At 69.9% G+C, this 25,861-nt stretch carries 26 protein-coding genes and 2 pseudogenes; 11 read left to right on the top strand and 17 right to left on the bottom strand.

What is annotated here, in order from left to right:
* Positions 1-432: 432 nt before the first annotated feature.
* A complete protein-coding gene (locus tag OG373_RS41190) occupies positions 433-651 on the bottom strand; it encodes a hypothetical protein (protein ID WP_405435041.1) in 219 nt (72 codons plus the stop codon).
* A gap of 426 nt (positions 652-1,077) precedes the next feature.
* Between OG373_RS41190 and OG373_RS41185 the strand changes: the two genes are divergently transcribed.
* The 3 genes from OG373_RS41185 (at position 1,078) to OG373_RS41175 (ending at position 4,441) form a co-directional block, all read left to right on the top strand.
* On the top strand, positions 1,078-3,606 hold the full coding sequence (locus tag OG373_RS41185) for a Helicase associated domain protein (protein WP_405435042.1): 2,529 nt from the start codon (positions 1,078-1,080) through the stop codon (positions 3,604-3,606).
* Positions 3,607-3,790: 184 nt separating this feature from the next.
* A complete protein-coding gene (locus OG373_RS41180; protein ID WP_405435043.1) occupies positions 3,791-4,012 on the top strand; it encodes a hypothetical protein in 222 nt (73 codons plus the stop codon).
* 24 nt (positions 4,013-4,036) lie between these two features.
* On the top strand, positions 4,037-4,441 hold the full coding sequence (locus OG373_RS41175) for a hypothetical protein (RefSeq protein ID WP_405435044.1): 405 nt from the start codon (positions 4,037-4,039) through the stop codon (positions 4,439-4,441).
* Positions 4,442-4,911: 470 nt separating this feature from the next.
* On the opposite strand, the gene OG373_RS41170 is transcribed toward OG373_RS41175, so the two are convergent.
* Positions 4,912-5,070 (bottom strand): hypothetical protein, encoded by a 159-nt coding sequence (locus OG373_RS41170; protein ID WP_365481977.1) that lies wholly within the window; start codon positions 5,068-5,070, stop codon positions 4,912-4,914.
* Between the two features lie 149 nt (positions 5,071-5,219).
* On the opposite strand from OG373_RS41170, the gene OG373_RS41165 reads away from it, so the two are divergent.
* Complete coding sequence (locus OG373_RS41165; RefSeq protein ID WP_405435045.1) at positions 5,220-7,241, top strand: serine/threonine-protein kinase; 2,022 nt, start codon at positions 5,220-5,222, stop codon at positions 7,239-7,241.
* 90 nt (positions 7,242-7,331) lie between these two features.
* Here OG373_RS41165 and OG373_RS41160 read toward each other — a convergent pair whose 3' ends face one another.
* From OG373_RS41160 to OG373_RS41135, 6 genes are all read right to left on the bottom strand, one after another.
* Positions 7,332-8,417: a hypothetical protein gene (locus OG373_RS41160; protein ID WP_405435046.1), complete on the bottom strand. Its 1,086-nt coding sequence runs from the start codon at positions 8,415-8,417 to the stop codon at positions 7,332-7,334.
* Positions 8,418-8,499: 82 nt separating this feature from the next.
* Positions 8,500-8,925, bottom strand: coding sequence for a hypothetical protein (locus OG373_RS41155; RefSeq protein WP_393785750.1), 426 nt, complete (start codon positions 8,923-8,925; stop codon positions 8,500-8,502).
* Between the two features lie 109 nt (positions 8,926-9,034).
* A complete protein-coding gene (locus OG373_RS41150) occupies positions 9,035-9,697 on the bottom strand; it encodes a hypothetical protein (protein ID WP_405435047.1) in 663 nt (220 codons plus the stop codon).
* Between the two features lie 82 nt (positions 9,698-9,779).
* Positions 9,780-10,817, bottom strand: a complete 1,038-nt coding sequence (locus OG373_RS41145) for a hypothetical protein (protein ID WP_393785752.1) — start codon at positions 10,815-10,817, stop codon at positions 9,780-9,782.
* Positions 10,818-10,880: 63 nt separating this feature from the next.
* The gene (locus tag OG373_RS41140) at positions 10,881-12,089 is read right to left on the bottom strand and encodes a hypothetical protein (protein WP_405435048.1); all 1,209 of its coding nucleotides are present in this window, start codon (positions 12,087-12,089) and stop codon (positions 10,881-10,883) included.
* 486 nt (positions 12,090-12,575) lie between these two features.
* On the bottom strand, positions 12,576-12,857 hold the full coding sequence (locus OG373_RS41135; RefSeq protein WP_405435049.1) for a hypothetical protein: 282 nt from the start codon (positions 12,855-12,857) through the stop codon (positions 12,576-12,578).
* Positions 12,858-13,081: 224 nt separating this feature from the next.
* Here OG373_RS41135 and OG373_RS41130 point away from each other — a divergent pair, with 224 nt between their 5' ends.
* Positions 13,082-14,500, top strand: a complete 1,419-nt coding sequence (locus OG373_RS41130) for a hypothetical protein (protein WP_405435050.1) — start codon at positions 13,082-13,084, stop codon at positions 14,498-14,500.
* A 566-nt stretch (positions 14,501-15,066) separates the two neighbouring features.
* On the opposite strand, the gene OG373_RS41125 is transcribed toward OG373_RS41130, so the two are convergent.
* Positions 15,067-15,270, bottom strand: coding sequence for a hypothetical protein (locus OG373_RS41125; RefSeq protein ID WP_405435051.1), 204 nt, complete (start codon positions 15,268-15,270; stop codon positions 15,067-15,069).
* A 496-nt stretch (positions 15,271-15,766) separates the two neighbouring features.
* On the opposite strand from OG373_RS41125, the pseudogene OG373_RS41120 reads away from it, so the two are divergent.
* Positions 15,767-16,134 (top strand): annotated as a pseudogene (locus tag OG373_RS41120) (DUF2252 family protein); the annotation flags it as partial.
* 64 nt (positions 16,135-16,198) lie between these two features.
* Here the strand turns inward: OG373_RS41120 and OG373_RS41115 are convergent.
* A pseudogene (locus tag OG373_RS41115) lies at positions 16,199-16,545 on the bottom strand (hypothetical protein); the annotation flags it as partial.
* A gap of 161 nt (positions 16,546-16,706) precedes the next feature.
* On the opposite strand from OG373_RS41115, the gene tap reads away from it, so the two are divergent.
* The 3 genes from tap to OG373_RS41100 all read left to right on the top strand — a co-directional run bounded on the left by tap (position 16,707) and on the right by OG373_RS41100 (position 20,384).
* Positions 16,707-18,803 carry a telomere-associated protein Tap gene (tap, locus tag OG373_RS41110; protein ID WP_405435052.1) on the top strand — a complete coding sequence of 699 codons (2,097 nt, stop codon included), beginning with the start codon at positions 16,707-16,709 and terminating at the stop codon, positions 18,801-18,803.
* A 5-nt stretch (positions 18,804-18,808) separates the two neighbouring features.
* The gene (tpg, locus tag OG373_RS41105; protein WP_405435053.1) at positions 18,809-19,363 is read left to right on the top strand and encodes a telomere-protecting terminal protein Tpg; all 555 of its coding nucleotides are present in this window, start codon (positions 18,809-18,811) and stop codon (positions 19,361-19,363) included.
* 484 nt (positions 19,364-19,847) lie between these two features.
* Positions 19,848-20,384: a transposase family protein gene (locus OG373_RS41100; protein WP_405443886.1), complete on the top strand. Its 537-nt coding sequence runs from the start codon at positions 19,848-19,850 to the stop codon at positions 20,382-20,384.
* On the opposite strand, the gene OG373_RS41095 is transcribed toward OG373_RS41100, so the two are convergent.
* From OG373_RS41095 to OG373_RS41085, 3 genes are all read right to left on the bottom strand, one after another.
* A protein-coding gene (locus OG373_RS41095; RefSeq protein WP_405435054.1) for an IS3 family transposase occupies positions 20,333-21,543 on the bottom strand; the annotation gives its coding sequence in 2 pieces (ribosomal slippage) (positions 20,333-21,252 and positions 21,252-21,543; 1,212 coding nt in all). The two genes, OG373_RS41100 and OG373_RS41095, sit on opposite strands and share 52 nt — an antisense overlap.
* Before the next feature lie 459 nt (positions 21,544-22,002).
* Positions 22,003-22,308 (bottom strand): transcriptional regulator, encoded by a 306-nt coding sequence (locus OG373_RS41090; RefSeq protein ID WP_397738058.1) that lies wholly within the window; start codon positions 22,306-22,308, stop codon positions 22,003-22,005.
* A complete protein-coding gene (locus OG373_RS41085; RefSeq protein ID WP_405435055.1) occupies positions 22,305-22,802 on the bottom strand; it encodes a hypothetical protein in 498 nt (165 codons plus the stop codon). The genes OG373_RS41090 and OG373_RS41085 overlap by 4 nt, the downstream gene beginning before the upstream one ends.
* Before the next feature lie 279 nt (positions 22,803-23,081).
* Between OG373_RS41085 and OG373_RS41080 the strand changes: the two genes are divergently transcribed.
* A complete protein-coding gene (locus OG373_RS41080) occupies positions 23,082-23,267 on the top strand; it encodes a hypothetical protein (protein WP_405435056.1) in 186 nt (61 codons plus the stop codon).
* Between the two features lie 559 nt (positions 23,268-23,826).
* Here OG373_RS41080 and OG373_RS41075 read toward each other — a convergent pair.
* Entirely contained in the window at positions 23,827-24,024 is a 198-nt protein-coding gene (locus tag OG373_RS41075) for a hypothetical protein (RefSeq protein WP_405435057.1), read from the bottom strand.
* Between the two features lie 149 nt (positions 24,025-24,173).
* Between OG373_RS41075 and OG373_RS41070 the strand changes: the two genes are divergently transcribed.
* Positions 24,174-24,428 carry a hypothetical protein gene (locus tag OG373_RS41070; protein WP_405435058.1) on the top strand — a complete coding sequence of 85 codons (255 nt, stop codon included), beginning with the start codon at positions 24,174-24,176 and terminating at the stop codon, positions 24,426-24,428.
* Positions 24,429-24,516: 88 nt separating this feature from the next.
* Here the strand turns inward: OG373_RS41070 and OG373_RS41065 are convergent, their stop codons facing one another.
* From OG373_RS41065 to OG373_RS41055, 3 genes are all read right to left on the bottom strand, one after another.
* A complete protein-coding gene (locus tag OG373_RS41065; protein WP_405435059.1) occupies positions 24,517-24,741 on the bottom strand; it encodes a hypothetical protein in 225 nt (74 codons plus the stop codon).
* 412 nt (positions 24,742-25,153) lie between these two features.
* Positions 25,154-25,420 carry a hypothetical protein gene (locus tag OG373_RS41060; protein WP_405435060.1) on the bottom strand — a complete coding sequence of 89 codons (267 nt, stop codon included), beginning with the start codon at positions 25,418-25,420 and terminating at the stop codon, positions 25,154-25,156.
* Complete coding sequence (locus OG373_RS41055; protein WP_405435061.1) at positions 25,417-25,836, bottom strand: DUF6247 family protein; 420 nt, start codon at positions 25,834-25,836, stop codon at positions 25,417-25,419. Before OG373_RS41055 ends, OG373_RS41060 begins: the two co-directional genes overlap by 4 nt.
* Positions 25,837-25,861 lie beyond the last annotated feature (25 nt).

Genomic DNA, 25,861 nt, shown 5'->3' with positions numbered 1-25,861 from the left:
GACCTTCGGCGGCAAGCCGCCGAAGAGCGACGCCCTCCGCTGCGCTCCGGGCAGGCTTCGCTGACGCTTCGCCAGATTCCCGCGCGAGCGCGGGAATCGACGTCCGCAAGCGGACGTCCAGGGAAAGGCCCGGCGCAAGCGCCGGGCCGGTGGCGCTGACGCGCCACCAGATGTCCGCGCAAGCGCGAACATCGAAGGGCTGTCCGCTGACGCTCCCACCCCTTCAAGTCCTTCCGGCTCCGCCTCCAGGACTAGGCCCGCTCCCGCGGGCCTGGCTGGCAGCAGTCGAGGTGCTCGAGGTTGGCTGTCGAGTGCATGTCTCTGGGGGCCCTCGCCCGGCCTGGGGCTGATGCCCAGCGGGGTCTTGAGTGAGCTACCTGGTGGGAGCCGTCTCGCCGGAACGTGAGAGACGGCTCCCACCACCGGGCCGCACTAAAAAAGGCTGATGTCGATGTTGCCGCAGGCGGCATCGTTAGAGCCGTTGCAGTCCCCTGCGAAGACGTCAAGGATGCCCGCGAAGTTCGCAGACACGCTCCCCCCGTTACCGAAAGACACATCCACAATGTCGGCGCTCGCCACACCCGCACTGGCCAGCGTTCCCCCAGCCGCCAGCAGCACAGCACACACGCTCATCACCAGACGCCTGCTCATTGCACCTCCACAAGCTGTAGCCGGCACCCTGCACGGCTACAGCCGAACCTCACCCACCGCCCGGACGCCCGCTCTCCGAGACGGCCAACCGGCGTACAAGGAACCCACAAACCTCATCACGGACGACGAACAAAAATGAGATGGAGGCCTGCAGGTAGACCTCACGCCGCTCAGGGCCCGCGCCCCATCAGGAACACGGGCCCATCCCACGCACCGGGCACTGCGGGGCAGGCCGGTCGCGTCGACGAAGAGGCACCAGGCGGGAGCGCACACCAGCGATACGTCCTCACGGAGAGCACCGTACCGGTACAGTTGTCAGTGTGCATCACATCAGAGATGGTGTGTGTAGCTGTGTAGGATCCCGAGAACATCGCCACCCCCTCCCTGGCGGGTCTGTCCGCCGCTTCGAGTTCAGCGGAGTGCCGAATGCAGAAGTCTGGTGACATCGTGCTGCGTCCTCATCAGGAGGAGGCGGTGGAGGCGATCGTCCGGGGGCTGGATATTCCGCCGGGGAAGCGGATTCCGGAGGCGGGGCTGCGGGCGACGGTCGTATCCGCGTGTGGGACCGGGAAGACTTTTATCGCCGCTGCGGCGGCGCTCCGGCTCGCGCGGCACGGGCGGGTCCTGGTGCTGCTGCCGACGCTGGATCTGCTGACGCAGACGGTGCGGGAGTGGCGGCTCGCCGGGCACAGCGGGCCGGCTGTCGCGGTCTGCTCGCTTGAGGACGACCCGCAACTGTGGCAGCTCGACGTGCGGACGATGACGTCGGCGCCGCAGCTGGGGCTGTGGCACGGGCGCGGCCCCGTCACGGTCTACGCCACCTACGCCTCCCTGCCGGTCATCGCCGAGGCCCACGAGGGCCTGTACGGGCTGCCGATGGACGTGTTCGACCTGGTGATTGTCGACGAGGCGCACCGGACGTCCGGGTCGGCCGGGAAGGCGTGGGCCGATGTGCACCGCCAGGACGTGATTCCGGCGATGCGCCGGCTGTACATGACCGCGACCCCGCGGATCTGGATGGAACGGCCCCCGCGGTCTCGGGCGCAGGAGCGGGAGCGGGAGGAGGCGCGCCGGCTCGCCGAGGAGACGGAGCGCAAGGAGCGTGAGGAGGCGGAGGCGGAGGGCCGGGTCTACGTCAACCGGCCACGCTGGGACCGGCTGCCGAAGGAACTCGCCTGCTCGATGGACGATCCGAGGGTGTTCGGGCCGGTCGTTTATGAGTTGTCGCTCGCTGCGGCTATTTCCCGGGGGCTTTTGGCGAAGTATCAAATTGTCGTCGCGGAACTCACCGACCCCGTCGTCACTCCGCAACGGCTGAATAGTGAGGAGCGGTACGAGGAGCAGCTGCGCGGCGAGCGCCTCGCCGCGATGCAGACCGCGCTCCTGGAGACCATGGCCGCGCATGGGTTGCAGACCACCATCACGTTCCACCACCGCACGGTGGAGGCGGAGGCCTTCGCGGCCGGGCTGGACCGCGTTGCCCGCCGGTTGCATGCGGTGGATCCGGGGCGGCATCCGGAGCGGGTGTGGTCGGGGTGGCTGTGCGGTGAGCACGAGGGTGCTCACCGGCAGTCTGTGCTCGCGGATTTCGGGCGCAGGGCCGGGCGGGCGGTGCTCAGTAATTGCCGAGTTCTGGGCGAAGGAGTTGATATTCGGGCGACGGACAGTGTGGCCCTGATCGATCCCAAGGGGTCGGCCGTCGACATCGTCCAGGCCATCGGGCGGGCCTTGCGGCAAAAGCCAGGTGAAGGGAAGATGGCCACGCTGATCGTGCCTGTCTTTTTGCGCGAGGATGAAAAGCCTGAAGACATGCTTTCGTCGAATTCGTACCGGCCGCTCATTCGGGTTTTGGCTGGACTTCGGGCGCATGATGAAAAGGCTGTGGAAATGTTGGCTATTCCGCAGGAGAACCAGAAAAGGATCGTGGACCCGTCTCAGCCGGTCGGGAGGGCGCCGGAGGAGGGTGAGGAAGAGTCGCGGCTGCTGCTCCGGTTCGCGGCGCCGCGGGATCCGGCGCTGATCGCGAAGTGGATCAGCTACACCGTGATCAACACCGAGCGTCAGGACTGGCGTCGGGGCGCGGAGGCCGCGTACCGCTACCGGCAGCGTGAGGGCGATCTGGAGGTCCCGTACGAGCACGTGGAGACGGCGGGGGCGTTCCCGCTGGGGCGGTGGCTGTCGGATCAGCGACGCACCTACCGGGCCGGGGCCATGACCGGCGAGCGGGCGGCCGAGCTGGAGGAGCTGGGGATCGTCTGGGACACCGCCGACGCCGGCTTCGAGACCAACCTCGGCGCCGCACGCGCCTACTACGAACTCCACGGGACCCTGGCTGCTCCGCGGGGCGCAGCGATCCTCGACGTCCAGGTCGGGCAGTACCTCACGAACATCCGCCGCCCCGGCGGGCTGGGCAAGGACCCCGAACGCGCGCAGCGGCGGGCCGCGCAGCTGGCCGCGATCGACCCCGACTGGAACCCGGGGACGCTGGGGTGGACGGTCGACTGGCAACGCCACTACGCCTACCTCACCCAGCTCCTCGCCTCCGGTGCGCGGCTGACGGCCGTCGTCCCCGGTGTCACCCGGCACGGTGAGGACGTCGGACGGTGGCTCGCCACCCAGCGCCGGAACTGGGACCGGCTGAACGAGGAGCAGCAGCAGCGGCTCGGCGAACTCGGCGTGAGCAAGGCCCCACGCGCCCGCAGGGCACCCGCGAAGACGGCCGCGGCCACCGGGCCGCGCACGGACGGCGAGGCATTCCATAAAGGCCTCCAGGCCCTCCAGCAGTACATTGCGCGAGAAGGCGCCATGCCGGGGCGGGCCGGTGTGCAGGAGATGCCCGATGGGGACATTCGCCGCGTTGGGGTGTGGCTCGCCAATCAGAAGCAGCGCCGCGACCGACTCGACCAGGCGCAGCGGGCCGCTCTGGCCGACCTCGGCGTCGACTGGGCACGGTGAGGAGGTCAGCGGGTGCCGTACTCGGGGAGCACAAGCGTCAGCTGCCGAGCCTGCTGAAGGCCCAGCGAAGGACTTCCCTGTCTGGATGGTCTCGGCCTGTGCATTCGAGCCCGGTCAGGGTGTGGGCTGTGAGTCTGGCCCAGCGCGGAAGTTGCCGTGCGCTGCGTGGCGGTCGGCGAAAGCGATGTCTGCGGACGCCCACGAGGCGTACGGCGACCGGGAAGGCCACAACTATGTTGATCACCTCTCGGACCTCGTGAACAACGAGTACGGCCGCCAGATGGGCGAGAAGATCGCCGCAGCCAACCCCGGGGCCTCGGAGTCCCAGCTCAGGGACGCGATCACCAGGGAGGCAAAGAACTACATGACAGGTGGGAACTATGCCCGACCCAGTGACTTCGAGTAACCCGCTCCAGAAGGGAGATGTCGGATGAGGAGTGGCGTCCGTTTCCTGGTCGGCTCACTGGTGGCCGTCCTACCGCTGGCGGTGTCCTGCACCGTGCAGACGGACGAGGACAGGGCGCGGCAGGTCGTCGGGTCCTGGAAGTCGCCGACCCTGGGCACGATCCAGTTCCTCAAGGACGGTGCGCTCGGAGAGGTGAGCCTGCCTCCCAGCGTGTGTCACAACGGGGCGTGGTCAGCCGACACGAAGTTCACCGGTACCTGGCGACCCTGGCATCTGGACTCCGTCGGGCCGGCTACGGAGGTCACGTTGACGGCCGCCGCCGGTGGCCCGACGTGCGACCTGTTCTTCCTGTACTCCACGGATCAAGATCAGGCAGAGCTGGACCTGGCCTATGCCCCGGAGGGTAGCGAGCCCTTCGTCCGGCAGTAGACCAGCAGACCGGTCATCGCGGAGAACCTGAGCCCCCGTTCGGGGAGCGGTCACTGTGACCGCTCCCCGAACGTGTCTCGGCGGGTCTCCCTGAAACCGGTCCTCTACCTGCGGGGACCCTTGCCCGAAGCCGTCACCGCCCCCGAGCCCGGAGACGGCCACCCCCGGCCGCGGCCGTGACCGCGACCTCGTGCGCCCGCGCCCCGCTCCCCTCCGTGAAGGGGCTGACATGGGACCAGCAAGCGGGCCGGGCCTGCGTCATCTGCAACCGCCCCCTTGACGACGGGGCAGTCCCCCGCGGCACCCTCACCGGCCACCACGGAGCACACCGCCTCGATACCGAGGTATGGGCCTGCCCCACCCGGGGCGCCACCTGAACGTCCCTGATCCCATCAACGAGATCCGGGCCTGACCACCGGCCCCAGGCACACCCGAGGGTGCGCCCGGGGCCGCGCCCAGCCGACGAGCCCCTACGCGCTCCCCGCCCTGCCGCGCGTGAGCTGCGCGCAGCGCAGGCCTCCGCCCGCGTGCCACTCCAGCAGCGGGCCGGCCGCGACACCGTGCTCGGGGCACCAGGCGAACTGGGACAGCGTCGCCCTTACGCCCTGGGGTCTGCCGTCCGCGCCCATGGCAGACCCCCGTCCGGCTACGGGGCTGGGGTGAACTCCACGTCGGTGCCGCCGCACCCGGCCGCGATGTCCAAGCAACTGGTTCCGCTCCACATCACAGGCTGCTGGTGAATTGTCCCATCGCGGGCGGGTCGCATACGGTGACCTGCATGTACAGGGGGATGGAGTTGGCGGGCCGCTACCGGCTCGACAGCCGGTTGGGGCACGGCGGTATGGGCGAGGTGTGGGCGGCGACCGATCTGAGGCTGCGCCGCACCGTCGCGATCAAGATGGTGCTCGCCTCACATCTGCGTGACGACCGGCTCGCCGCCCAGGTCCTGGCACGCTTCCGCCGTGAAGGCGAGGCGGCCGCCCGGCTGAACCACCGCAACATCGCCGTCGTCCACGACCTGGGCGAGCACCAGGAGATGAGCGCCGATGGGCAGGTGGAAGTCTCCCCGTTCCTCGTCCTGGAGTTCCTGGAAGGGCGTGATCTCGCGACGGTCCTGCACGAGGACCACCCCGGCGGGCTTCCCCCGGAGCAGGTGCTGGAGTACGGCGCCCAGGTGTGCGACGGGCTGGCCGCCGCCCACGCGCGGAACATCGTGCACCGCGACATCAAGCCGGCCAACCTCATGCTGCTCGACGACGGCACCATCAAGATCTGCGACTTCGGAATCGTCCAGATCCAGGACGGCACGATCGGCCTGACCACGGCCGGAGCGCTGCTCGGCAGCCCTCTCTACATGGCTCCCGAGCAGCTCAGAGGCCAGACACCGACGCACTCGGCCGACCTGTACGCCCTGGGTGCCAGCCTGTACGAGCTCCTCACCGGGCGCCCCCCGTTCACCGCGGACTCCGCGTACGCCGTCATCGCCATGCACCTGTCTACCGCTCCCGAACCGCCCAGCACCCACCAGCCCGCCATCGCGCCCGGCATCGACAACCTCATCACCTCCCTCCTTGCCAAAGACCCTGCCGGCCGTCCCCCCACCGCCAAAGACGTGGCCGCACGCCTGCGCTCCGCCCATCTCGCACCTGGGCCCACCCCCGGCCCGGCAGCCGAGGCGTCGGAAACCGACGAGCAGCACCTCCAACGGGACGCCGAAGCCGGAGACTTTGACGCCATGTACAGCCTCGCGTTCCTGCTCGAAGACGCCGACCGTATCGACGAAGCGGAATCCTGGTACCAGCGCGCCGCCGAAGCCGGAAACACCGACGCCTTGAACAACCTTGGGGTGCTGCTGGTAAACACTGGCCGCGAGACCGAGGCGCAACCCTGGTACCAGCGCGCCGCCGACGCCGGAAACACCGACGCCATGAACAACCTCGCACTCCTGCTGCAGAACACTGGCCGCGAGACCGAGGCGGAACCCTGGTACGAACGCGCCGCCAACGCCGGACACACCGAAGCCATGAACAACCTCGCACTCCTGCTGCAGAACACTGGCCGCGAGACCGAGGCGGAACCCTGGTACGAACGCGCCGCCAACGCCGGACACACCAACGCCATGAACGACCTCGGAGCGCTGCTGCATAACACTGGCCGCGAGACCGAGGCGCAACCCTGGTTCCAGCGCGCCGCCAACGCCGGACACACCAACGCCATGAACAACCTCGCACTGCTGCTGCATAACACTGGCCGCGAGACCGAGGCGCAACCCTGGTACCAGCGCGCCGCCAACGCCGAAAACACCGACGCCATGAACAACCTCGGGGTGCTGCTGGTAAACACTGGCCGCGAGACGGAGGCGGAACCCTGGTACCGGCGCGCCGCCGAAGCCGGACACACCAACGCCATGAACAACCTCGGAGCGCTGCTGCATAACACTGGCCGCGAGACCGAGGCGCAACCCTGGTACCAGCGCGCCGCCAACGCCGGAAACACCGACGCCATGTACAACCTCGCACTGCTGCTGGTAAACACTGGCCGCGAGACCGAAGCGGAACCCTGGTACCGGCGCGCCGCCGACGCTGGACACACCGAAGCCATGAACAACCTCGCACTGCTGCTGGTAAACACTGGCCGCGAGACCGAGGCGGAACCCTGGTTCCAGCGCGCCGCCAACACCGGACACACCAACGCCATGAACAACCTCGCAGTGCTGCTGCGGGACACTGGCCGCGAGACCGAGGCAGAAGCCTGGTACCAGCGCGCGGCCAGCACCCCGGACGGTGAAATCCGGGCCTGACCGGCGCCCGGCGCATCCGAGGGTGCGCCGGGACCACCCGCAGCCGACGAGCCCCTACGCGCTTGCCGCCCTGCCGCGCGCGAGCTGCCCTCAGCGCAGGCCGCCGCCCGCGTGCCACTCCAGCACCGGGGGCGCCTCGCCACCGTGCTCGTCGCACCACAGCACCGGGTCCAGGCCCCCGCAGCCATGCCGCGCGCACGCAGTCCTCGCCTGTCCTCGTCTGCGGGACGCCGTGGCGGACCACACCACCAGTGCCGATCGGCGAGGTGGTGCCGCGCAGGTGGGCCGGCCATTCCAGCGTGATGCGCAAGGCCCGGACCCGGAGCGGAACCGGTCGGTCATCCGGACGTCGCCGAGGACCGCGAGGGGGCCCGCGCCGGGTGCGGTGAGCCGGGTCAGCGTGGCTCCGACCGGGCCCGCGGCCAGGGCGTCGGCGTCGGTGTCGTCGGCGACCCAGCCCGACAGCTGGTCGGTGCCCTCGATGGTGTCGGCGAGGCCCAGCCACGGGGCATCCAGCCGGAACCGGCCCGTGGCGCCCATGTCGCCGCGCACCAGCAGCGAAGCCTGCCCCGCCCCGGCGGGAAGGGTGATCTTGTCGTGGGCGAGCAGCCACGCGACGACGTCGGCCCGGTCGAACTCGGGGTGCGTCTCCGTCCCGGCGGTCGGGGTGGGGAAGTCGGGGTGGCGGCGGCGCCAGTTGACCACCGCCGCCCGCCCCACCTTGGCCATCCGGGCCACCTCCGCGAGCAGCACGCGGTCCGTGTCCGGGGTGACCGGGGTGAGGCAGGCGAGCGGGGAGCGGCGGCCGGGGCGGGTCTCGCGCACCGCCCGCCAGTCGACCCAGGGGCGGATGACGTCTAGGAGGGCGATGTCGCGGGTGGAGTAGAGCGGCACCGTGGTCCACCCGCCGTGGGACTTGTAGTCGACGTCCACCGTGCCGATCGGGGAGAGGAACCCGAGCCGCACCGCGGCGTCGAAGTCGACCCTGCGGACGCCGAGCCGGCGGGCGGCCTGGTCGGGGCCGAGGGGGACGTGCCGGTCGAGGAGGGCGGGCAGGTCCCGGCGGCGGGCGAGCGTGTCGACCTGGTCCGGGTGGACGTCGGGGAAGGCGACCTCACCGCCGAGGTAGACGAGGAGCCCGGCACGGACCAGGTGCACGGCCGCGGACGCGGTCACCCGCAGCCGGCACCGCCGCAGCGGCACCCCGAGCGCCTCCGTCCAAGCCCTGCTCGAAGGCCCCGTACCGCGGGGGCCTTCGTCATGCAGGGGCGGTGCGGCCGTTGGAGGGCATCGGGTGTGGAGTGAGCTGCTCGCCGTGGCGGATCCAGCGGGCCACGTTGTCAGCTGTGAGCAGGCGGCCGACGCCGACCGCCAGGGTTCTGGTGTGTGTCTGGTAGCGGGCGGGTTCGAGCAGCACGTGGTCGCCCGCGTCGGCGGACCAGCCGAGATCCAGGAGGTAGTGGTGGCACAGCTGGACGTTGCGGCTGGGGCGGTCCCATCGAAACTGGACCGGGCCGCCGCCAGCCGGGCGGATCCGTAGTTTCCCGGCCAGGTGTTGGTCAAGGGCGTACAGGATCCACAGGACGGTGGGCCAGTCCTGTTGGCGGCCGGTGACGGTGTCGCGCCGGAGTGGGAGTTTCTCGGTCTCTACCACAGTCCCGTCGTAGGCGTGGATATCGGCCACGCGGCCGTTCCTGGCACCTTTCTGTCGTAGCCCTCGGGGTGCGTGGGTGTCCCACCCGGCCGCCCACGCGAAGGGGTCATCGTCGGGGCCGAGTGGGTGGGTGAGCAGGTCAGGCACTTGCGGACTGGTTCGCTCGGCGTAGGCAGTCGTCCACGGCAGCCACGGACAGGTTGTACTCCCCGAAGGTGATGCCGCCCAGGCGCATCAAGTCCCGGTAGCTGCGGGCGTCGGGGTGGTCCTCGGCCACGGGGGCCAGTGCCTTCATGAGCTTGCCCGTCGCCGAAGCGACGTGTCCGGACTTGACCGCGGCCCGGTACTGGCGGTCACTGACCTTTTTCTGCTCGCCGTACTGCTCAGCTTGGGCGTGGTCGCGGACGGCCAGTTGCTCCAGGGCGGCGGCGATCCTCAGTAGATCGGGGCCCTCGGCCTCGGTGCCGCCGGTCGGGTCGTGGATGGTGGCACCGGCGCCGGCAGTGGAGCCCCCGCCCGTGGCCCAGGGGTACTTCCCACCGGTCTGCGGGGGGATGAGCCCGCCGAGGCCGATTCCGCCGCCCGAGCCGCCGCCTGGGGGCGGGTCAGTGGGGACCGGTGGGGGCGTGGTCGGCCAGTCGCGCATGTAGTCCTGTGCGTTGGCGACCGAGCGGACCAGGTCCAGGGCGTTGCCGTGGTTGAACTGCTCGGCCCACGGTTCCAGGTTCTGCATGGCCACGTCCCTGACATGCGCGACCTGCTGGGGTTCGCTGTGCGGGTAGAGCGCCACGGCTTCGTTCACGGCGAGGACCAGGCCGCGTTTCTGGTCCTCGGTCCAAGCGTGGTATTTCGGCGGTACGTACAGCGTTGCCCCGTCGGGGCCGTCAACCATGTGAGCCGGCAACGCGGTCCCTCCTGATCTTGTTGATGTCCACGGTGTTCTTCATGAGCGGGTGTTCGGCCCGGATCTGCTCGCCCCAGGCGGTGACCTTGTCGCACAGCTCCAGAACGCGGTGGACCAGTTCCTGGTCGGCCTTCGCAGCGACGTCCTGGGGGGAGCGGAGCATGACGGCGGCCAGCTTGGACAGGTCGCCGGCCAGGTCGGCCCGCCACTTGCTCAGCTGTACATCGGGCAGTCCGTCCACGTAGTCGTCCAGCGCCTGGTCGTCCGGGTCGACCTCGGGGGCCGGCGCGGTCTCAGCGGCGGTACGCGGTGCGGGGAGAGAGGGCGCGGGAACGTCGCGACGTACGGCCTCGGCCTGGAGGGCGCCAGCCATCTCGGGGTCGGCCTTCGCGACGGCTCGGGCGACGTCGGGGCGGGTGATGGCGTAGGCGGCGACCAGTTTCCGGGCTGTGTCGTCGTCCTCTACCAGCGCGGTCACGATGTCCGGCCGGGCGGTGACCTGGCGCACCACCCTGGCGACCGGGACGCCGCCTTCGGTTCCGGAGTCCAGAGGGGCCCCGATGGCATCCCGATATTCCCCGACGGAGACCCGGGGATTCCGGGGATTCTTCTCGCGCGCCTCTCCCATGAGGGCGAGCAGGGACTGGAAACGCGCTTCCCCGTCGTCGTTTCCCCGGGGCTGAAGCGCGACGGTCAGGAGGGCTGAAAACGAAACCGTGACGCCAGTCTCCGCGATCTTCTGCCGGCGTTCGGCGGTCATGAAAGCCGCCGTACTCCGCATGTTGTTCGCGGTGGAGAAGACGACATTGACGCGCTCGGCGAACGCCCTGACATGTGCCATGGCGCCGGTCTTGGCCGTCCCCTCCGTCCGGATCGGCGCCTTGCGGAGCAGCAGGTCCCCTTGCGCCAGCTTGGCCGCACACATGGCTTGCGTACCGTTCACCGCCGTGGTCTCCAGGCAGTGCCATTCCTCCACGTCGTCGTCGGTGAACGCGGCGTCTGATTCTGGTTGTCGCATAAGGGTCCGCTCCTTCGCTCTGTGTGATCGCGCAACGCCATAACGTATCGGTCCGGTTGGGCGTCAATGAGCCTGCCGGTGGTAGCTAGTCGGGTTGTGCTGATCACAGAGCCACCCGCCGGGGTACAGCCGCGCCGGGGCGCCACAGGCCCCGATACCTCCGCCGGCGCCACAGCGTCCCCGTGGGACCGCAGGCACGGAGGCGGTCGGGCGTGGGCGGCCGTATGCCTCGGGCAGACCGCGGCGGAGAACGGCGTCGGCGCCGGGGTACCGGGTTCGACATGTGGGGTCGCCCTCGCCCATGGGAAGGCATAGGCGGCGGCCCAGGGCCTCGTCAGCGGCCTGCTCAGGGGTGGCCAGGTCGGTGATGTCGTCGTCGTTCTCGGCGGCGGCTGCCAGGTGGGCCAGGTGGTCGCCAAGGGGGGTCCAGAACTCGAAGGCAAGGCCGCGGCGTTCCCGGATGGTGGTCCGTACGAGCAGGCCAGCGGCGGCGTCCCTGATGAACTGGTCGAACCCATGTTCCTTGGGCCTGCTGCGGGGATGCCGACGTCCACAGCGTCCACCGGCCTTCCGACGCGGGCACGGAACGGGAGACCGTTCGTCGCAACGGACCATGTCGACGTGGCGCACGCCGCTGCGGAACGGGATGGGCCGATTGGGCTGTTTGATGATCTCGGCGGGCAAGGCGTCGGTGCGGAGCATGGGGACGACGCCGAGTTCGACCAGGGAATGAAGCGGGGTTTGCCAGGCATCGGCCACGCCGTTGCGGCGGGCGGCGTTGTCGCGGGTCTTGAGCTTGCGGGGGGTCTCGGGGGAAACCTGGGATTCGACGCCCAGGCGGATGCCGTCGGCGCCGTAAATCAGGGCGTCACTGCGGACCTTCCGGTCCTGGGTGAATTTCTCCTCAGTAGCGCGGTGGCCTTCGGCCTCGGCGACGCGAACGGCGCGGTCCACCCAGGCGTGATGTTCAGGAGTGATCTCGGGCTGATGGCGTTGCTCGGCCTCGCCGCGCTGGTGGGAGGCGATGACCCGCCCCTGACGCCGATAGACGTACATGGGCTCGATGAACCCCAGGGCCATGCAGTCCTCGGCGCAGATCAGCCCGCGAGCCTCCACGGGTAAGCGATCGTCGGCCAACATGCGGTCCAGGAGCAGGCGACCGCCCGCAATACCGAGGTCGGGCTGGGTCATGTCCAGGCGGCCAAACACGACGTGCTCCACGTACCGATTGGGCATCCCCACCCCCATGCGTGCGCTGCGCTGACTGCCCATCACTCACAGTGTCGGGTATGGGGTGGGGTGCCGGGGCAAGATCGGAAAATTCGGCGGAACTCCCCTGCACCTGGGGCGGTTGGCGGCCGCTGAGGGAAGCGGTGCGTTCCCGGCCGAGGTGACGGGCGGGGCTGCAGCGTCACCGGCCGACCTACTCGGGGATGGCGGTGCGGAGGGGGCGGCCGGGCCGCTCGGAACGCGCCCGCACCACCCCGAGACCCGCCCACTGGGTGAGCAGGTCCCGTCGAGCGGTGGGTAGAAGGCTCTCCTGGACACGGCAACCCACCAGTCGGTGACGACCCCGCTGACTCTGGACCGGACACAGGGGCAAGCGGTGTCGCCTGACCAGGTCCACGGGCCGGACTGCCATGCCCTGGGGAGCATGGCAGTCCAACCGAGCGGCGTGACAGCAAGGCGCGCGTGTCTGTGGATGGGACGGGCAGTCCGTCGGCCCCACCAGATGGCTGTCATCGTCGCCTCGTGTCGTCACGGTTCGGTGACGGGTGGCGGCGGCTGGTCGTCGGCCGGGTCGGCTTCAGCGGCGCCGAAGGCGTTGAAGAGGGCGGGGAGATCGTGTGTGGCGGCCTTGTCGACGGCCTTGGCCTGGAGCCGGTATCGCAACACGGCGCGCAGTGCGGGGACCGTGAGGGTGGCCAGGCCGAGGAGTATGGCGGGGCTCTGGAGTGAGGTGGGCAGGGTGGCGGCAAGGCCACTGGTCAATGCTGTCAGGAAGCCTGTCAGCAGGTTCTGGAGCATAGTCACCGTCATGCCTCGTTTCTGCTCGTATGTGGTGCCGGATGCGGCCACAGATCGAGCGTCGATCCGGGCGGATCGGTGCGGCAGTGGGAACAGCGCTTCCCGGACAACTGGTAACGGCAGGTCAGCACCGCTGGCCGGAACGGGCTTTCACGCCGCGTACCGGTGCGTGACAATCGTCGAATCCGGGCCGGCGCCAGAGCGCACGCGCGGCACGGTCGATGGGGGGCACGGGGATGGACGAACCGAAGAACGCGGGGTCGGCGGCGGCAGCGTACGCGGCTGCGTTACGTGCTGCGGTACACGGCTTCACCGCTCGGGGCGGGACGCAGAAGGAGATCGCGGTCGGCGCGCATGTCGCCCCTGCCACCCTCTCGCGGTACCTGAGCGGCGAGCGGGTCGCCCCCCACCACTTCATCGCGGCGCTGGACACATTCCTCGCGGAACGTGGCCTGCCCCTGGCCGCCGGCGTGCGGGAGGAGTTGACGCGCCTGTGTGGGCGGGCCCACGAGGCGAGTCGGTCGCCGGCGGTCCAGCTGGCCCACCTCAAAGAGGAACTCGTCCGGATACGGGAAGAGAAGCAGGCCGGCGAGGCGGAGCTGACCGCGCTCAAGCAACGTGCGGAGCAGTTGGCCGTCGAGCTGGAGCAGGCGCTGGAGCAGGCCCGTCACGCGGAGTCCGGACGGGCCGTCCTGGAAGGGCGTGTGGAGCGGCAGGACAAGCAGTTGCGGGACGCGCAGTCCTACACGCGCGGCCTGGAGGCCGAGCTCACCGCGCAGCACGACCAGGTCCTCCTTGTGCAGCGGGAGGTCGAGGTCCTGCGTCGCCAGAATCAGATCCTCCTCGAAGAGGCGCCCGCCGGGTCCCACGACCGGGTCGAAGACGCTGTTCCCGTCGTGTCAACGCAGGTCGCCAACGTGGAAGCAGACAAGGACTCCTCCAGGCCGTCGATGCCGGATCTCTCGGCCAGTACCTTCAAGCCCTTGACGCCCGCGCGTCCGGTATCGAGACCTGGGCTCGGTCACGCCGATACCCAGGAGGAGTTCACCGCCCAGCTGAAAGCTCTGCGCGCCCGAGCCGGCGGGGACGTCCTGTGGTCGATCGAACGGCTTGCCCACCTGAGCCGGGACAAGCCCTGGCCAGCGCCCGGCAGCTCCCCGCGGGCGGACCTGGTACGGATGGAACGGTGGTTCACCCTGGGCATCTTCCCCGTCGACTGGCTCCGCCTGGAACGGGTCCTGCGCGGGATGCACGCCACTACCGACGAGATCGGGAACTTCGCCAACTCGCACCACCGCATCGTGAAAGCGAGCCCGGCCAGGCCTGCGGACGTGGTCACGGCAGGCCTGACACTGACCGGACTGACCGCGATCGGTCTCGGCACCGCCGCCGTCTTCCAGAACGGCGTGTCGGGGCTCGCCAAGACCCTCACCGCCCTGGGAGCACTGCTGGTCTCCTTCCTCATCTGGTCGGCGGCAGCCAACGTGACGATCCCCGACCCCGACCAGCAGGACTCCCCCAAGCGGGCATGGCCGACCCTCCTGGCCACCGTGGGCGGCCCTCTCATCTTGCTGACCGCCGTCATCGTGCCCCTCGCCACCGGCACCACCAACCCCTGGGGACACTGGCTTGCCGACCTGATCGGACTCCTCTGACCCCAGACTCCCCCACCCGAGGTCTGGCCCCACCCCCGCGTGCGCGGGGAGGCAACCGAGAGATCGCACTGACGCGGCGGCGCCGAAGCCGCGTACCGCTACCGCAAGCGGGAGGGCGATCTGGACGTCCCGTAAGAGCACGTCGAGCCGGCAGGGGCGTTCCCGCTCGGCAGGTGGCTGTCGGACCAGCGCCGCGCCTACCGGCACGGCACCATGACCGGGAAGCGGGCCGCCGCGGCAGCGCCACTACGCGTACCTCGACCAGCTCCGACTGGGCGCAGTCTGTGGGTGGGTAGTGCTGGGCATCGCCCGCCGAGCGTTTCACGGGCTGTCCGGCTGCGCAAACGTCTCGCGCAGCGGCACCCGAGCTACAGTGGGCATGGCATCGCAGGAGGCAAGTTCGCTCTGTACCTGCTCACCCCGAGCATTGTCAGTGGCGGACGGCAGACTGGTGTCACAAGAACGGCGGCCTCTGCCCGGCCTGCGAACCAGGGACAGAGACCGCCGCGGGTGGAACCCGCACCTCGCGCCTCTTGGTGTTCCCGCACCAGGGGGCGCGTCGCGTTTTACAGGCGGCTGACCAACATCTCGTACAGCCACACCGCGAACTGAACGATCCAGTGCGCGGCCTCGTCCGCAAGACCAGCCAGCAGGGCCTGGGCTACGCCGGCGAGCAGTACATCGCGAGCAGTGCTGCGACTCTCACCCCGGACACGCGGCGCGCCTTCGTCCTCCCAACCGTCGGACATCGGCTTGTCGCTACCGGGCATGTGAGCCCCCCAATCAGGACCGCCGCACATCAACTGGATGGCCGGGGCGACGGTCCGTCAAAACCCGGCCCTCCAGAAGCTGCACACGCTCCCCGAATGGGCCCGTTCAGAGTATCTGCACCCGCTGACAGTTCTCGGGCACCGACGGATACGGGCGGGCGGTACAGAGCGCCAAGGACACGTGCCCGCGTCCCCTCCAGAGGAGCCTCTACCGGCTCATGTCGCAGGGAGAACCCGCCCTCCACGGCAACGAACAGCGCGGCACCCGTTCAGGTAGCTCGCGGACTTTGCCGTCCTCTACCACGGTGAGGTTGTCCCCCATGTACTCAACCGGGTGGTTGGCCTTGTGATCAGGGCGTGCGCCGTAGGAGAGCCCGCCGACCACGGCGCAGTGAAGAATTCGCCCTGGTCAGGGTGTAGACAACGTTCCATCAGCACCAAGGGCTTGTGACCCGTGGTTCGATCCGCCTTCCTCAGCATGGGCACCTCGGGCTGCATGACAGAGGTCATGAGCTCAATACGCGCCGAGCAGATCCTCGACGTGTTCGACACCGCATTCGGTGAGCTGCTCGCCGCCGACCCCGCTGCCCTCCGGGTCAAATTCCGCAAGATGGCGGCCTCCGCCTTCGCCTTCTACCGGGGCACGGCCTGCCTCTTCTACTCCGACCTGGAGCGGGACCGGCACGGCGGCCCGTACCTGGACGAGCGGACGGGCCGCGTGTGGATCCACGGCGATCTGCACGCCGAGAACTTCGGCACCTACATGGACGGCTGATCTTCAACGTCAACGACTTCGACGAGGCCTACGTCGGCCCCTTCACCTGGGACCTGAAGCGCTTCGCCGCCTCCGAGCCCGTCCTGGGACAGTGTCCCCGATCCCCTTGTTGGCCTTCACCATCTTGACGGCGTTGTCCATGATCCGCAGTCCCTCGGGGAACCAGGTGATGATCTCGGTGTAGCCCTTCGGGATGTCGAACTTCGGCATCAGGTTCCGGAACTTGAACATGCCCTCGGTGTCGATATGGTCCGCGACCAGCTTCGTGTTGGCACTCCTGCCAGAAGTCCGAGGCGGAAGCGGTCCGGGTCCGAGAGGTTCTTGCCGGTCTGGATGCAGAGCAGGGCGTCGTGGGCGCCGGCCTCGCTGGCGTACGTGTAGTGCGAGTCGTTCGTCACCAGCGGCGGGATGCCGAGCTTCTTGCCGATCTCCAGCAGGCCGTCGGGGACCCGGCGCTCGATCTCGATGCCGTGGTCCATCAGCTCCAGGAAGTACCCCGTTCTCATGAACAAAGCCACGCCCACACCCGGACGAGGCCAACAACCAGTGCAGTTGGGTACTGGGCCCCGCGGCACATCCCGAAACCACGATCCACTCGATAGGGTTAAATTCAACGCTCAGGTAGAGTTAATTTTGATAGGGTTCGGGGTGGAGGTGGGCCATGCCGAGCCAGGAAGAACTGTTCGATGCGGTGGACGCACTGCTGGAGGGCGAGCCGCGGTTGCCGTCTCCGGCGGAGCGGGCGCGGTTGCGTGAGGCGGCCGGTGTCACGCAGGCCCGGCTCGCGGCCGCGTTGAAGTCGACGCCGCAGACGGTGAAGAACTGGGAGAACGGCCGCTCCGAGCCGAGGCCGCCGCGGCTTCAGGCCTATCTGCGGCTGCTGGACGCCTGGGCCGAGCGATACCCCGCACCGGCCGCCTCGACGCCCGTGCCCGCCCCCGCTCCGGTTCCGGAGGCATTCACCGGCCCCGTGGAGCAACCCGCCGAGCGCGCCTTCGCCGCTGCGCCGGATCCGGTTGTGAAGGCGCCCGTGGAGGCGGCCGGGCCGTCGGTGACGTCCCGCCGCCCGGCGAGGAAGGCCGCCCCGCCGTCGGCTGTCGACCCGCGGTTCCCGCACGGCCCGCTCGTAGTCCTGGACAGTGACGGGAGCGCGTACGGCACAAACGGGATCGTGCTGGACTGCCCGGCCACCACCGTTCCGCAGTTGGTGGAGTGGACGCTGAAGGAGTCCGGGCTCGGCACGCCGCGGTTGAACCGCAATGGCAAGGACTCCGATCCGCTGGTCGTGCTGACCGCGGCAGCCGCCGTACGGCTGGGGCTGCCCGAGCGGCTGGAGGGCCACGAGCAGCGCCGCTCCCTGCGCCTGTCCGAGGACCACCCGGTCGTCAAGCAGCTCGCGAAGGCGAAGTGGAAGCTCACCAAGCGGGGATTCGGCCCGTGGGCGCGTGTCTACCGGCCAGCGAAGGCCGGGCAGCGGCAGTGCGTGCAGCTCGCGGTCCTGTCGTGGGACGCGCTGGATGCGCGGTCCTGGCCGGGGGTGGCGGAGATGGAGCCGGCCGAGGTCGCCCGCGTGCTGGGTACGTACGCGGCCCGGGTGATCACCCCGCGCGGCTCGACGGCCGTCTCCGGGCTGGAGTTGATGACCGCGCTGCGGCCGCCGACCCGCGCAGTGAAGAACGAGGCCGCGGGTGAGTGGGAGTCCGCCTACAACCCGGGCTCGCTCGGCACCGAGCCGATGGACCCCGCCCCGCCAGAAGCCCCGCAGGAGCACCCCGCCGCGCAGGGCTGGACCGGTGGCTTCCTGGACGAGGAGGCCTACCAGTGGGTGCGCGAGGTGGACCTACTCACGGACGAGGAGTGCCTGCTGCCGTACGCGGTCGGCCTGGACCTGAACACCGCCTTCCTCGCCGCGGCCGCGCGCCTGGTCGTCGGCCTGTCCGCACCCAACCACTTCCACGCGCCGAAGTTCAACAAGAAGATCCCCGGCAGCTGGCTGGTCGACCTCTCGCACATCGAGCTGGACCCGCGACTGCCCTCGCCCTTCACCCCGTCCGGCCGGCGGCCCGAAGGGCCGGCCTGGTACCAGACCCACACCCTCGCCTACGCCCAGGAGCTCGGCCACGACGTCACCCCCATCGAGGCGTTCCTTCGCCGGGAGACGGGTGCTTATCTGGATCCGTGGCACGACCGTCTCAAGACCGCCTACGCCGACACACTCGCCGACCTCGGCGTGACCGCAGACCTGGACGACCGGCAGTTCCTCGCCGCGATGGAGCACCACAAGCAGGTCGACCCCGGGATGGCGGCCGTGCTGGCCGCGATCAAGGCGACGGTCAAGGGCGGCATCGGCAAGCTCCGCGAACGCCCCCAGGGACGGCACTACCGGGACGGTGAGCGGTGGCCGGCGCTGGAACGCCCGACCTGGCGCCCCGACATCCGGGCCGCGGTCATCTCCAAGGCCCGGGTCAACATGCACCGCAAGATGGCCAACACCGCGAAGGCCATCGGGCAGTACCCGCTCGGGGTCCTGTCCGACTGCGTCGTCTACGCCAGCCCCGGACCTTCCCCGCTCGACTTCCTCCCCTACACCACCTCCGGCAAGCCGCTCCCCGGAGCCTTCCGCCTCGGGACCACGCCCGGCCTCGCGAAGGTCGAAGGCGTCCAGGAGATGGCCTGGGCCGTCGACCTCATGGAGAAGGGCCTCAACCCGGCCCGCCACATCAAGGGCGGCGACGCCGTCACGGACGAAGGAGAATAGAAGCCGTGGGGGACATCGACGACGCTCTGGAGCGCGCGGACCGGGAGGTCTTCACCCGGGAGCCGCCCAAAACGCTGAAGGCCCGCATCAACTTCCTGATGGGCAAGCTCAAGACCACGAAAGCCGTGGCCGCCGAGCTCGGCGTCAGCCAGCGCTCCATCGAGCGCTACCGCACCGGCGAACGCAAAACCCCGCCCAAGGCGATCACCGACCGCATCGACACCGCCGTACGGGCCCGCTGGCAGCCCAAGGTCCGCGACCGCCGACGGAAGGAAGCCGCCTCCCGCACCGGCATCACCGTCGAGACCCGCGCACGGTTCGGGTACACAGCCCCGATCGGCACCACCGACGACGGCCGGATGCGCCGGCTGACCGTCCACCTCCCGCCCGCCTACGCGCAACGCCTCTTCGACGCCCAGCAGCAGGGCGCCCAGGATCCTGAACTGCGCGCGATCGTCGCGGAAGGCCTCCAGGACATCTACTTCAAGGACGGCGGCACCCGCGCCGAGACCCTCGAAGTCGAGTTCACCGACATCGACTACATCGACGTCTCGTTCTAGACGTCTCGTCCCCCCGGCGCCTCCGGGAAGCAAACGGCGGGACCGGCGAGCAGGCGGCCACACCGAGCCGATGCCGTCCAGCAGCTGGCCGGCCGACAGCGAGGCGGGACGCGCTGACAGCGCATTGCGCTGCTGACGGACCCCTCGCCAATGCGGATGGGTCGGCCCGGCGGTACTGCCCCCAAACGAGTGGGCACCGGGCCTGACCCGCGCACGCCATATCGGCACGGGCTGCAGCGACCCTAACCCGGCCCTGACCTGTGTCCCACCCACTTGCGTGACACCGAGCAGGGCAGCCCCGGACAGCGGGCCCCGTCGTTATACCGGGCATGATCACTACCAATGGCTTTGTTCACGGGAACGGGTTCTGGTCCAACTTCTGTGGTGTGCCTACTCCCTGTGACCGTCGATCTTGCTGATTCGTCCCACGAGATCGTCTGGAAAATGCCAGTGCCGACCTCGTCCGGGCTGAGGCTTCTGGGCTGTGTGCGAGGTACTGCTCCGGCTGGAAGAGCTGCTCTTCCTGGCAGCTCCGGAGATCACGGTGGTGTCGGTGCAGGACGACGGCGAGGTGATCCGAGTCGGTGTCAGATGTCGGACGGCCCGGGCTCGGTGCCCGGGCTGCGGAAGTTGGTCGGGGCGGGTGCACAGCTCCTACCTGCGGTTTCCTGCTGACCTCCCCGTGGCAGGACGGCGGGTGATGCTGCAGCTTGGTGTCCGGCGCTTCACCTGCGAGGACGTCTCCTGCGAGCGGCGGACGTTCGTTGAACAGGTCGCGGGCCTAACGCGCCGATACAGCCAACGGACTGAGCGAATGCGGTCGGCGCTGGCCGAGGTCGGCCTCGCCCTGGCTGGCCGCGCCGGTGCCCGGCTGGCCGACGTCTTCGGGGCGAAGGTCAGCCGGAACACGGTCCTGCGGCTGGTGGACGCTCTCCCAGAGCGGGCCTTGACCCCGGATGTTGAACACGTCTATGCGGCTTGGGCCAGGGTAGTTGCTGTTGGTCGGAGGTCGTTTTCGTAGGCGATCGGGGACCGCTGGCCGAGGCGGGAGTGCCTGCGTCGGGTGTTGTATCGGGTCAGCCAGCGGAACGCGTCGAGCCTGGCCTCGCGCTCGCTCGACCAGGCCTTCCGGCCTTTGAGCGTCTCCCTCTTGAAGGCGGCGTTGAAGCTTTCCGCAGCGGCATTGTCCGCGCTGGAGCCGACCGCGCCCATGCTCTGCCTGACCCCTGCTGACCTGCAGATTTCAGCGAAGGCCCTGCTCGTGTATTGCGATCCGTGGTCGGTGTGCATCACCGCTCCGGCCAGGCTCCCGCGGGTCCGTTCGGCGGCCGCCAGGGCATCGGTGACGAGCTCGGTTCGCATGTGATCTGCGATCGCCCACCCGGCCAGACGGCGTGAGGCGAGGTCGATGACGGTCGCGAGATAGAGCGGCTTCGAACCGCTGACCGGCAGATACGTGATGTCGCCGACGTACTTCGTATTCACCTCGGATGCGGTGAAGTCACGGCCGATCAGATCCGGCGCCTTCGCCGCGGCCTGATCCGCGAGCGTGGTGCGCTGCCGACGGCGCAGACGGACCCCCTCGAGCCCGAGGTTCCGCATGATCCTCGCGACGCGCTTGTGGTTGACCGCCGGGCCGCCTTCGTCACGGAGTTCGGCGGTGATTCTGGGGGCTCCGTAGGTGCCGTCGGAGTCTTGGTGGGCCTTGCATATCCGGGCTGCGAGCCCGGCCTCGGCGGTCTGCCGAGCGATCCGCGCGGCCGCGGTGCGGCGCCAGTAGTAGAAACTCGAGCGGGAGAGGCCGAGGATGTCGCAGAGCCGCTTCACGCCGTGACGGCGCTGGTGATCTTCAACGAACTGGCAGCGGTTCACCAGCGCGTCTCCGTCGCGAAATACCGGGCTGCCTTGCGGAGGATGTCGCGCTCTTCCTCGAGCTCGCGGATCCTCTTTCGGGCTGCGGCGAGCTCCGCCTGAACGTCGTCACCGCCATCCCGGGCAGCGGCCGGCGCTGAGGAGTGGGCGCCCGGGCGGCGCCCGTCGGCAGCCCGAATCCAGTTCCGCAGTGTCTCGGTGTTCACCCCGAGATCGGCGGCGACGGACTTGATCGTCGCCCCGGGCCTCGACCGGTACAGCGCGACCGCGTCCGCCTTGAACTCGGCGGGGTAGTGCTTCATCCCCACGGGGACTCCGTTCTCCTGGACCATCAAGATCCAAGTGTCTCCGGTGTCCAAAACCCGGGGTCAAGGCCCTATGTCTGGCTCACTCAGCCGCACGAGCAAGCCGACAAGGCCCTGGACACCCTGCTGGAGGCAGTTGGGATTGGGGAGGATGCCGTCGCATTCCGCGGAGACTCTCACGATTACCGAGCAGAGCGGATCGCTGCATCACAGGATGCCGGCTCTCCCGACGGGGTCTCGGGCGTCCCCGTGCCGACCTCTCTGCGGGCAAGGTTCCGCCGTGCCATCGGCATGACATCAGCCACCCAGTAGGCGCCCTCGGCGCTTGACAACAGTCATTGGGAATCAGTCACACCGGGTTGTCCTGTGCACCGAAGGCTGAAGCCTCTCGCCGAAGTTTGGTCGCCGGGCTTCCCTCTCATCGGATATTGAGTGCCGCGACCAGCCGGCCGGGGCCCGCTCTTACGAGCCGACGATGGCGCGCAGGGCGGCCAGATGCGCCTGGTAGGCGTCGCGGCCCCGTCGGGTGAGACGAAGCCAGACGCGTTGGCGAGTGTCGCGGACGGCCTTGCGCTGCTCGACGTAGTCGGCGTCCATCAGCACGGTGACGTGCTTGCTCAGCACCGAGGCGGAGACATCGAGCTCTCGCTGGACGGTGGCGAACTCGGCTTCGCCTGCGGTGTCAAGCAGGGCGCAGATGCGCAGTCGATTGGGGGCGTGGATGGTGATGTCGAAGCCATCCATGGGGTCGGCGGGGTCGGGGCTCACGAGTTCTTCCGGTGCAGACGGATGAAGGTGAGGTGGAAGGCGATCGATACCGCGGCGCCCACGGCGGAGGCGGCGAACAGCAACACCGGCTCGCCGGTGGCGCGAAAGGCGATCGCCGATCCCACCAGGAGCGCGGGCAGTCCGACGGCCATCGGTACGGTGGCACGTTTGGGCAGCACGTCCAGGCGCAGTGCGACGCCGGTCTTCTTCTTCCAGGAGTTGGCCGCGGCGGCGAAGAGCGCCAGGTAGGCGGCGGTCATCACCGCCATGACGGTGGCCCAGGCGACCTTGGGCAGCAGCCACTCGGAAGCCGTCGCCAGGCCGCCGTAGACCGGCGGGACGGCAGCTATGTACAGCGTGAGCGCGGTGGTGAACCACAGCGGCCACGGGGTAGCGGACAGGGCGGTGGTAGAGGTATGGATCTGCTCGGTGTCGGCCAGCGCGTCGCGAGCCTGCTGAGGCGTTGGTCGGATGACATCCCCGTTGGTTTCCATGATGGAAAGACTAGGGGAGTGTTTCCATCATGGCAAATCTCGAATTTCCGTGATGGAAAGTCTGGTGTCACCCTCGCACGGGTCACGGCGGCGGCGAGGCAGAGGTCTCGCCCTGCAGACGGAGGCCTGCGCCTGACGCTGGCCTGGCCGGCCGGGCCAGCGCGGCACCGCCGCGTCACGGTCGCCGGGCGGGCCGGTACGTCACGGTGTCGCCCATTTCGGTCAGGGTGAGGGGTGCGTGTGCAAGCGGCACGACTGCGGCGGTATGGTCCCGGCCTCGTGGTGCGGGAGCACGACGACGCGGTGGGGCCGGTGTTGGAGTGGCACCCCGGAGGCGGGATCCGCTGCACGGACCTGCTCCTGGGCGTCTGGCGGGCGGGGCAGATGGTCATGGCCGCGGCGGCCGGTGACTTCCGAACTCGGTCCTGGCTCGTCTCCGCGTTCAAGCTCCTACGCTCCGGCTGAGCAGCCGGAGCGGGAGCCCAGGCATGCAGCGGATCCCGCGGGTTGATCCCGACACCTGACGCTTCTGCCGCCACGCGCGCCGGCAGCCGTCCCCCGCGGGTACGCCCAGCAGGGGACGGGACGCGCCAGGTGTCAGGGCGTGGGCCCGCCCCGGGCAGACCCGGGGGAACGGATGGAGCCTCCGGAGCAATGTGCGTCCAGTCCTTCAACGACGCGGCTCTCCCCGGGTTCCGGCCCCTTGACCGCCGGCGTGTGAACGCCGTGGCAGGAAGCCGGGGTGGTCCGTCGTCCGGCCTGCCGCCGGACTGCGTCGCGGTGGCCGATGGCATGGTGGCCCTTTCTCAGCACCCCGAGGCGCGGGCCGGCTGAGCGCGGCGCCGGGTCCTCCTGCCCGGGGCCGTGCCACGCCGGGCCGCTCGGGCGTCGACGCCGCGGCCCAGGTCTGACCTGACCTCCGTGGTGGGGGGCCGGGCGGTCCGGCCCACGGCATGAACAGAGCCCGGCCGGGGTGACTACGGGCGCCTGGCCGGGCTCTGCGTGCGTGGGGTGCTGCCTTGTGTCAGAAGTCGTCGCGCTCGTCGTGAAGGTGGTCCTCCTCGCGGCGCCGCTCCATCTCCTCCGGGCGCTGGCCTCCGCGGGAGGGGGTGCCGGGCTCGGGGTGGACCGGGTCCTGACCGGGACGCTGCGGGCGCTGGGGGCGCTGCTGTTCCTCTCGGCCCTTGCCCGGTTCCTGGCGCTTGTCCTGCATACCGCCCATGACGGCGACTCCTCGATGCGTTGCGTGGGGGGTACTTCCTCCGCCACGCTGACACGAAGAGTCACATCCCGCACCATTTCGGCTACATATCGTGGCGGCAGGGTGAGCGGTGGCCGGTGCGGATGCGTCTTGAGGCCGGGGTGCCGAGGATGAGCGCACTCGCCCGTCCCCGCACCGTCAGGAGCAGGATTCACATGCTGGAGCGCACCCTGCGCAAGGACCGCACCGCGGTCGCCTTCGTCCTTCCCGTCGGCACCCCGGCCGAGGACGGGAAGCGGGCCGTCACCGCCCAGCCATCCCCCGGGAACAGCCGCTCCTCCCGCTACCTGGCGGCCGGGGACTACTGGTTCAACAACGACAGCGCCCAGGACGGGGAAGGCTCCAACAGTCGCCTGCACACCTGATACACGGGCTCGGCCTGGCAGCGCCCGCCAGCAGGGAAACCCGCCCCGCCCAGGAGCATCACGTGCCCGGTGTCTGGTGCCCGGCGGGTCAGATGTCGCCGGTCCACACCTCGGAGCCGCCGCCCTCCCACCGGATCGGCCCGTCCTCGGACAGGTCCACATCCTCCAGGCCGGCCCGGCGCAGGAACTCTGACACGTCCCCGGGCGTGAACGCCCGGCCGAGGTCCGTGTCCACGCCGAGGGCGTGCACGGTGACCTTGCGCCCGCCCCGCGGCGACACGGAATGGATCACGATCTCCGTCTGGTCCGCCATACATCCCAGCGTGCGGCAACCCGGCTGGCACGGCATCCGGAGCGGAGCTCGCTTCCGCATGCTGACCAGCAATGAAGCGGCCCCGCGCGCGAGCCCGAGAGCAGCTGGACGTGACGCCCTCTCAGAACTGCTGAGAAAAAGGGCGTTTGGGGAGGAGGCGCCGGGTCAGACGCGTTGGTGTCGGAAGCACACCGTGGGGGTTGGGCTTCCGGAGCGGCCCCGCCCCCGTGACGCCTCTTCCCCCGGCGTCATAGGGGCAGGCCCGCCCGGATCCGTACGGCACCCGGACACCCCGTACCCCGGCCTCCTCCCCGGCCGGGGAACCGCGGGGCCGTCCGACAAAGCCCCCGGCGCCGGCGCTCAGACCGCCGCCCCCCGGCAACGGACCCGACGGCAGCAGCCCGCCGCACGATCAGGCGCCGAGCCAGACGATGCCCAGGACGGACAGCCGCCGGGTGAGCCGGTTGGCCACGTAGACGACGGACAGCTGCCCGACGGACGCGGCCCGGACGTCCTGGCCCTCGGGATCGCCGGCGTTCCACTGGGGCCAGCCCCACAGGGAGCGCACCGCGATGTCGAGGACGTCGCGGACCGTCTCCCGGGCCGGCTCGGGGAGCTCGGCGAGGGTCTTCGCGGCCTGCGGGGACAGGCGCACCGCCCACGGCTGTTCTTCGGTCACGGGCGCCCGCCGAGGACGTCGTCCAGGTCCACGAAGTCGGATTCGTCCTGGCCGGAGTCCATGAAGGCGTCGACGGCCGGGGCCGCGCCCACGCGCAACTGCCAGGTGCGCACCACCTCGTGCAGCGGGGTGAGGCTGAACGCGTGGCGGGCGTCCTCCAGGGCCTTGGTCCAGTCCCGCTCGAACGCAGGCACCCACGTGTCCGCACGGCGGTCGGCGCGCAGCAGGGCACGGAGTTCGGCCGGGGCCCCGGGCGCGGGCGCGGGCGCGGGCGGCGGGCGGCGGGCGGCGGGCGGCGGGCGGCGGGCGGCGGGCGGCGGGCGGCGGGCGGCGGGCGGCGGGCGGCGGGCGGCGGGCGGCGGGCGGCGGGCGGCGGGCGGCGGGACGGTTACGTGGTCGGCGGGTTGAGCGCTCACGGGCTCCTCCAGGCAGGTTGTACCG

The organism is Streptomyces avidinii, from assembly GCF_045161815.1.
Lineage (GTDB): Bacteria > Actinomycetota > Actinomycetes > Streptomycetales > Streptomycetaceae > Streptomyces > Streptomyces avidinii.
Note: the sequence above shows the minus strand (reverse complement) of the source record. Positions and strands in the feature narration are given on the sequence as shown.

Excerpts from the sequence above, each read along its gene's own strand:
- OG373_RS41180 (WP_405435043.1), top strand. The coding sequence starts at position 3,791 with ATGTCTGCGGACGCCCACGAGGCGTACGGCGACCGGGAAGGCCACAAC.
- OG373_RS41175 (WP_405435044.1), top strand. The coding sequence starts at position 4,037 with ATGAGGAGTGGCGTCCGTTTCCTGGTCGGCTCACTGGTGGCCGTCCTA.
- OG373_RS41135 (WP_405435049.1), bottom strand. The coding sequence starts at position 12,857 with ATGACGGTGACTATGCTCCAGAACCTGCTGACAGGCTTCCTGACAGCA.
- OG373_RS41190 (WP_405435041.1), bottom strand. The coding sequence starts at position 651 with ATGAGCAGGCGTCTGGTGATGAGCGTGTGTGCTGTGCTGCTGGCGGCT.
- tap (WP_405435052.1), top strand. The coding sequence starts at position 16,707 with ATGCCGAGCCAGGAAGAACTGTTCGATGCGGTGGACGCACTGCTGGAG.
- OG373_RS41140 (WP_405435048.1), bottom strand. The coding sequence starts at position 12,089 with ATGGGCAGTCAGCGCAGCGCACGCATGGGGGTGGGGATGCCCAATCGG.
- OG373_RS41065 (WP_405435059.1), bottom strand. The coding sequence starts at position 24,741 with ATGGCGGACCAGACGGAGATCGTGATCCATTCCGTGTCGCCGCGGGGC.
- OG373_RS41165 (WP_405435045.1), top strand. The coding sequence starts at position 5,220 with ATGTACAGGGGGATGGAGTTGGCGGGCCGCTACCGGCTCGACAGCCGG.
- OG373_RS41130 (WP_405435050.1), top strand. The coding sequence starts at position 13,082 with ATGGACGAACCGAAGAACGCGGGGTCGGCGGCGGCAGCGTACGCGGCT.
- OG373_RS41185 (WP_405435042.1), top strand. The coding sequence starts at position 1,078 with ATGCAGAAGTCTGGTGACATCGTGCTGCGTCCTCATCAGGAGGAGGCG.
- OG373_RS41085 (WP_405435055.1), bottom strand. The coding sequence starts at position 22,802 with ATGGAAACCAACGGGGATGTCATCCGACCAACGCCTCAGCAGGCTCGC.
- OG373_RS41145 (WP_393785752.1), bottom strand. The coding sequence starts at position 10,817 with ATGCGACAACCAGAATCAGACGCCGCGTTCACCGACGACGACGTGGAG.
- OG373_RS41170 (WP_365481977.1), bottom strand. The coding sequence starts at position 5,070 with ATGGGCGCGGACGGCAGACCCCAGGGCGTAAGGGCGACGCTGTCCCAG.
- OG373_RS41125 (WP_405435051.1), bottom strand. The coding sequence starts at position 15,270 with ATGCCCGGTAGCGACAAGCCGATGTCCGACGGTTGGGAGGACGAAGGC.
- OG373_RS41075 (WP_405435057.1), bottom strand. The coding sequence starts at position 24,024 with ATGGGCGGTATGCAGGACAAGCGCCAGGAACCGGGCAAGGGCCGAGAG.
- OG373_RS41070 (WP_405435058.1), top strand. The coding sequence starts at position 24,174 with ATGAGCGCACTCGCCCGTCCCCGCACCGTCAGGAGCAGGATTCACATG.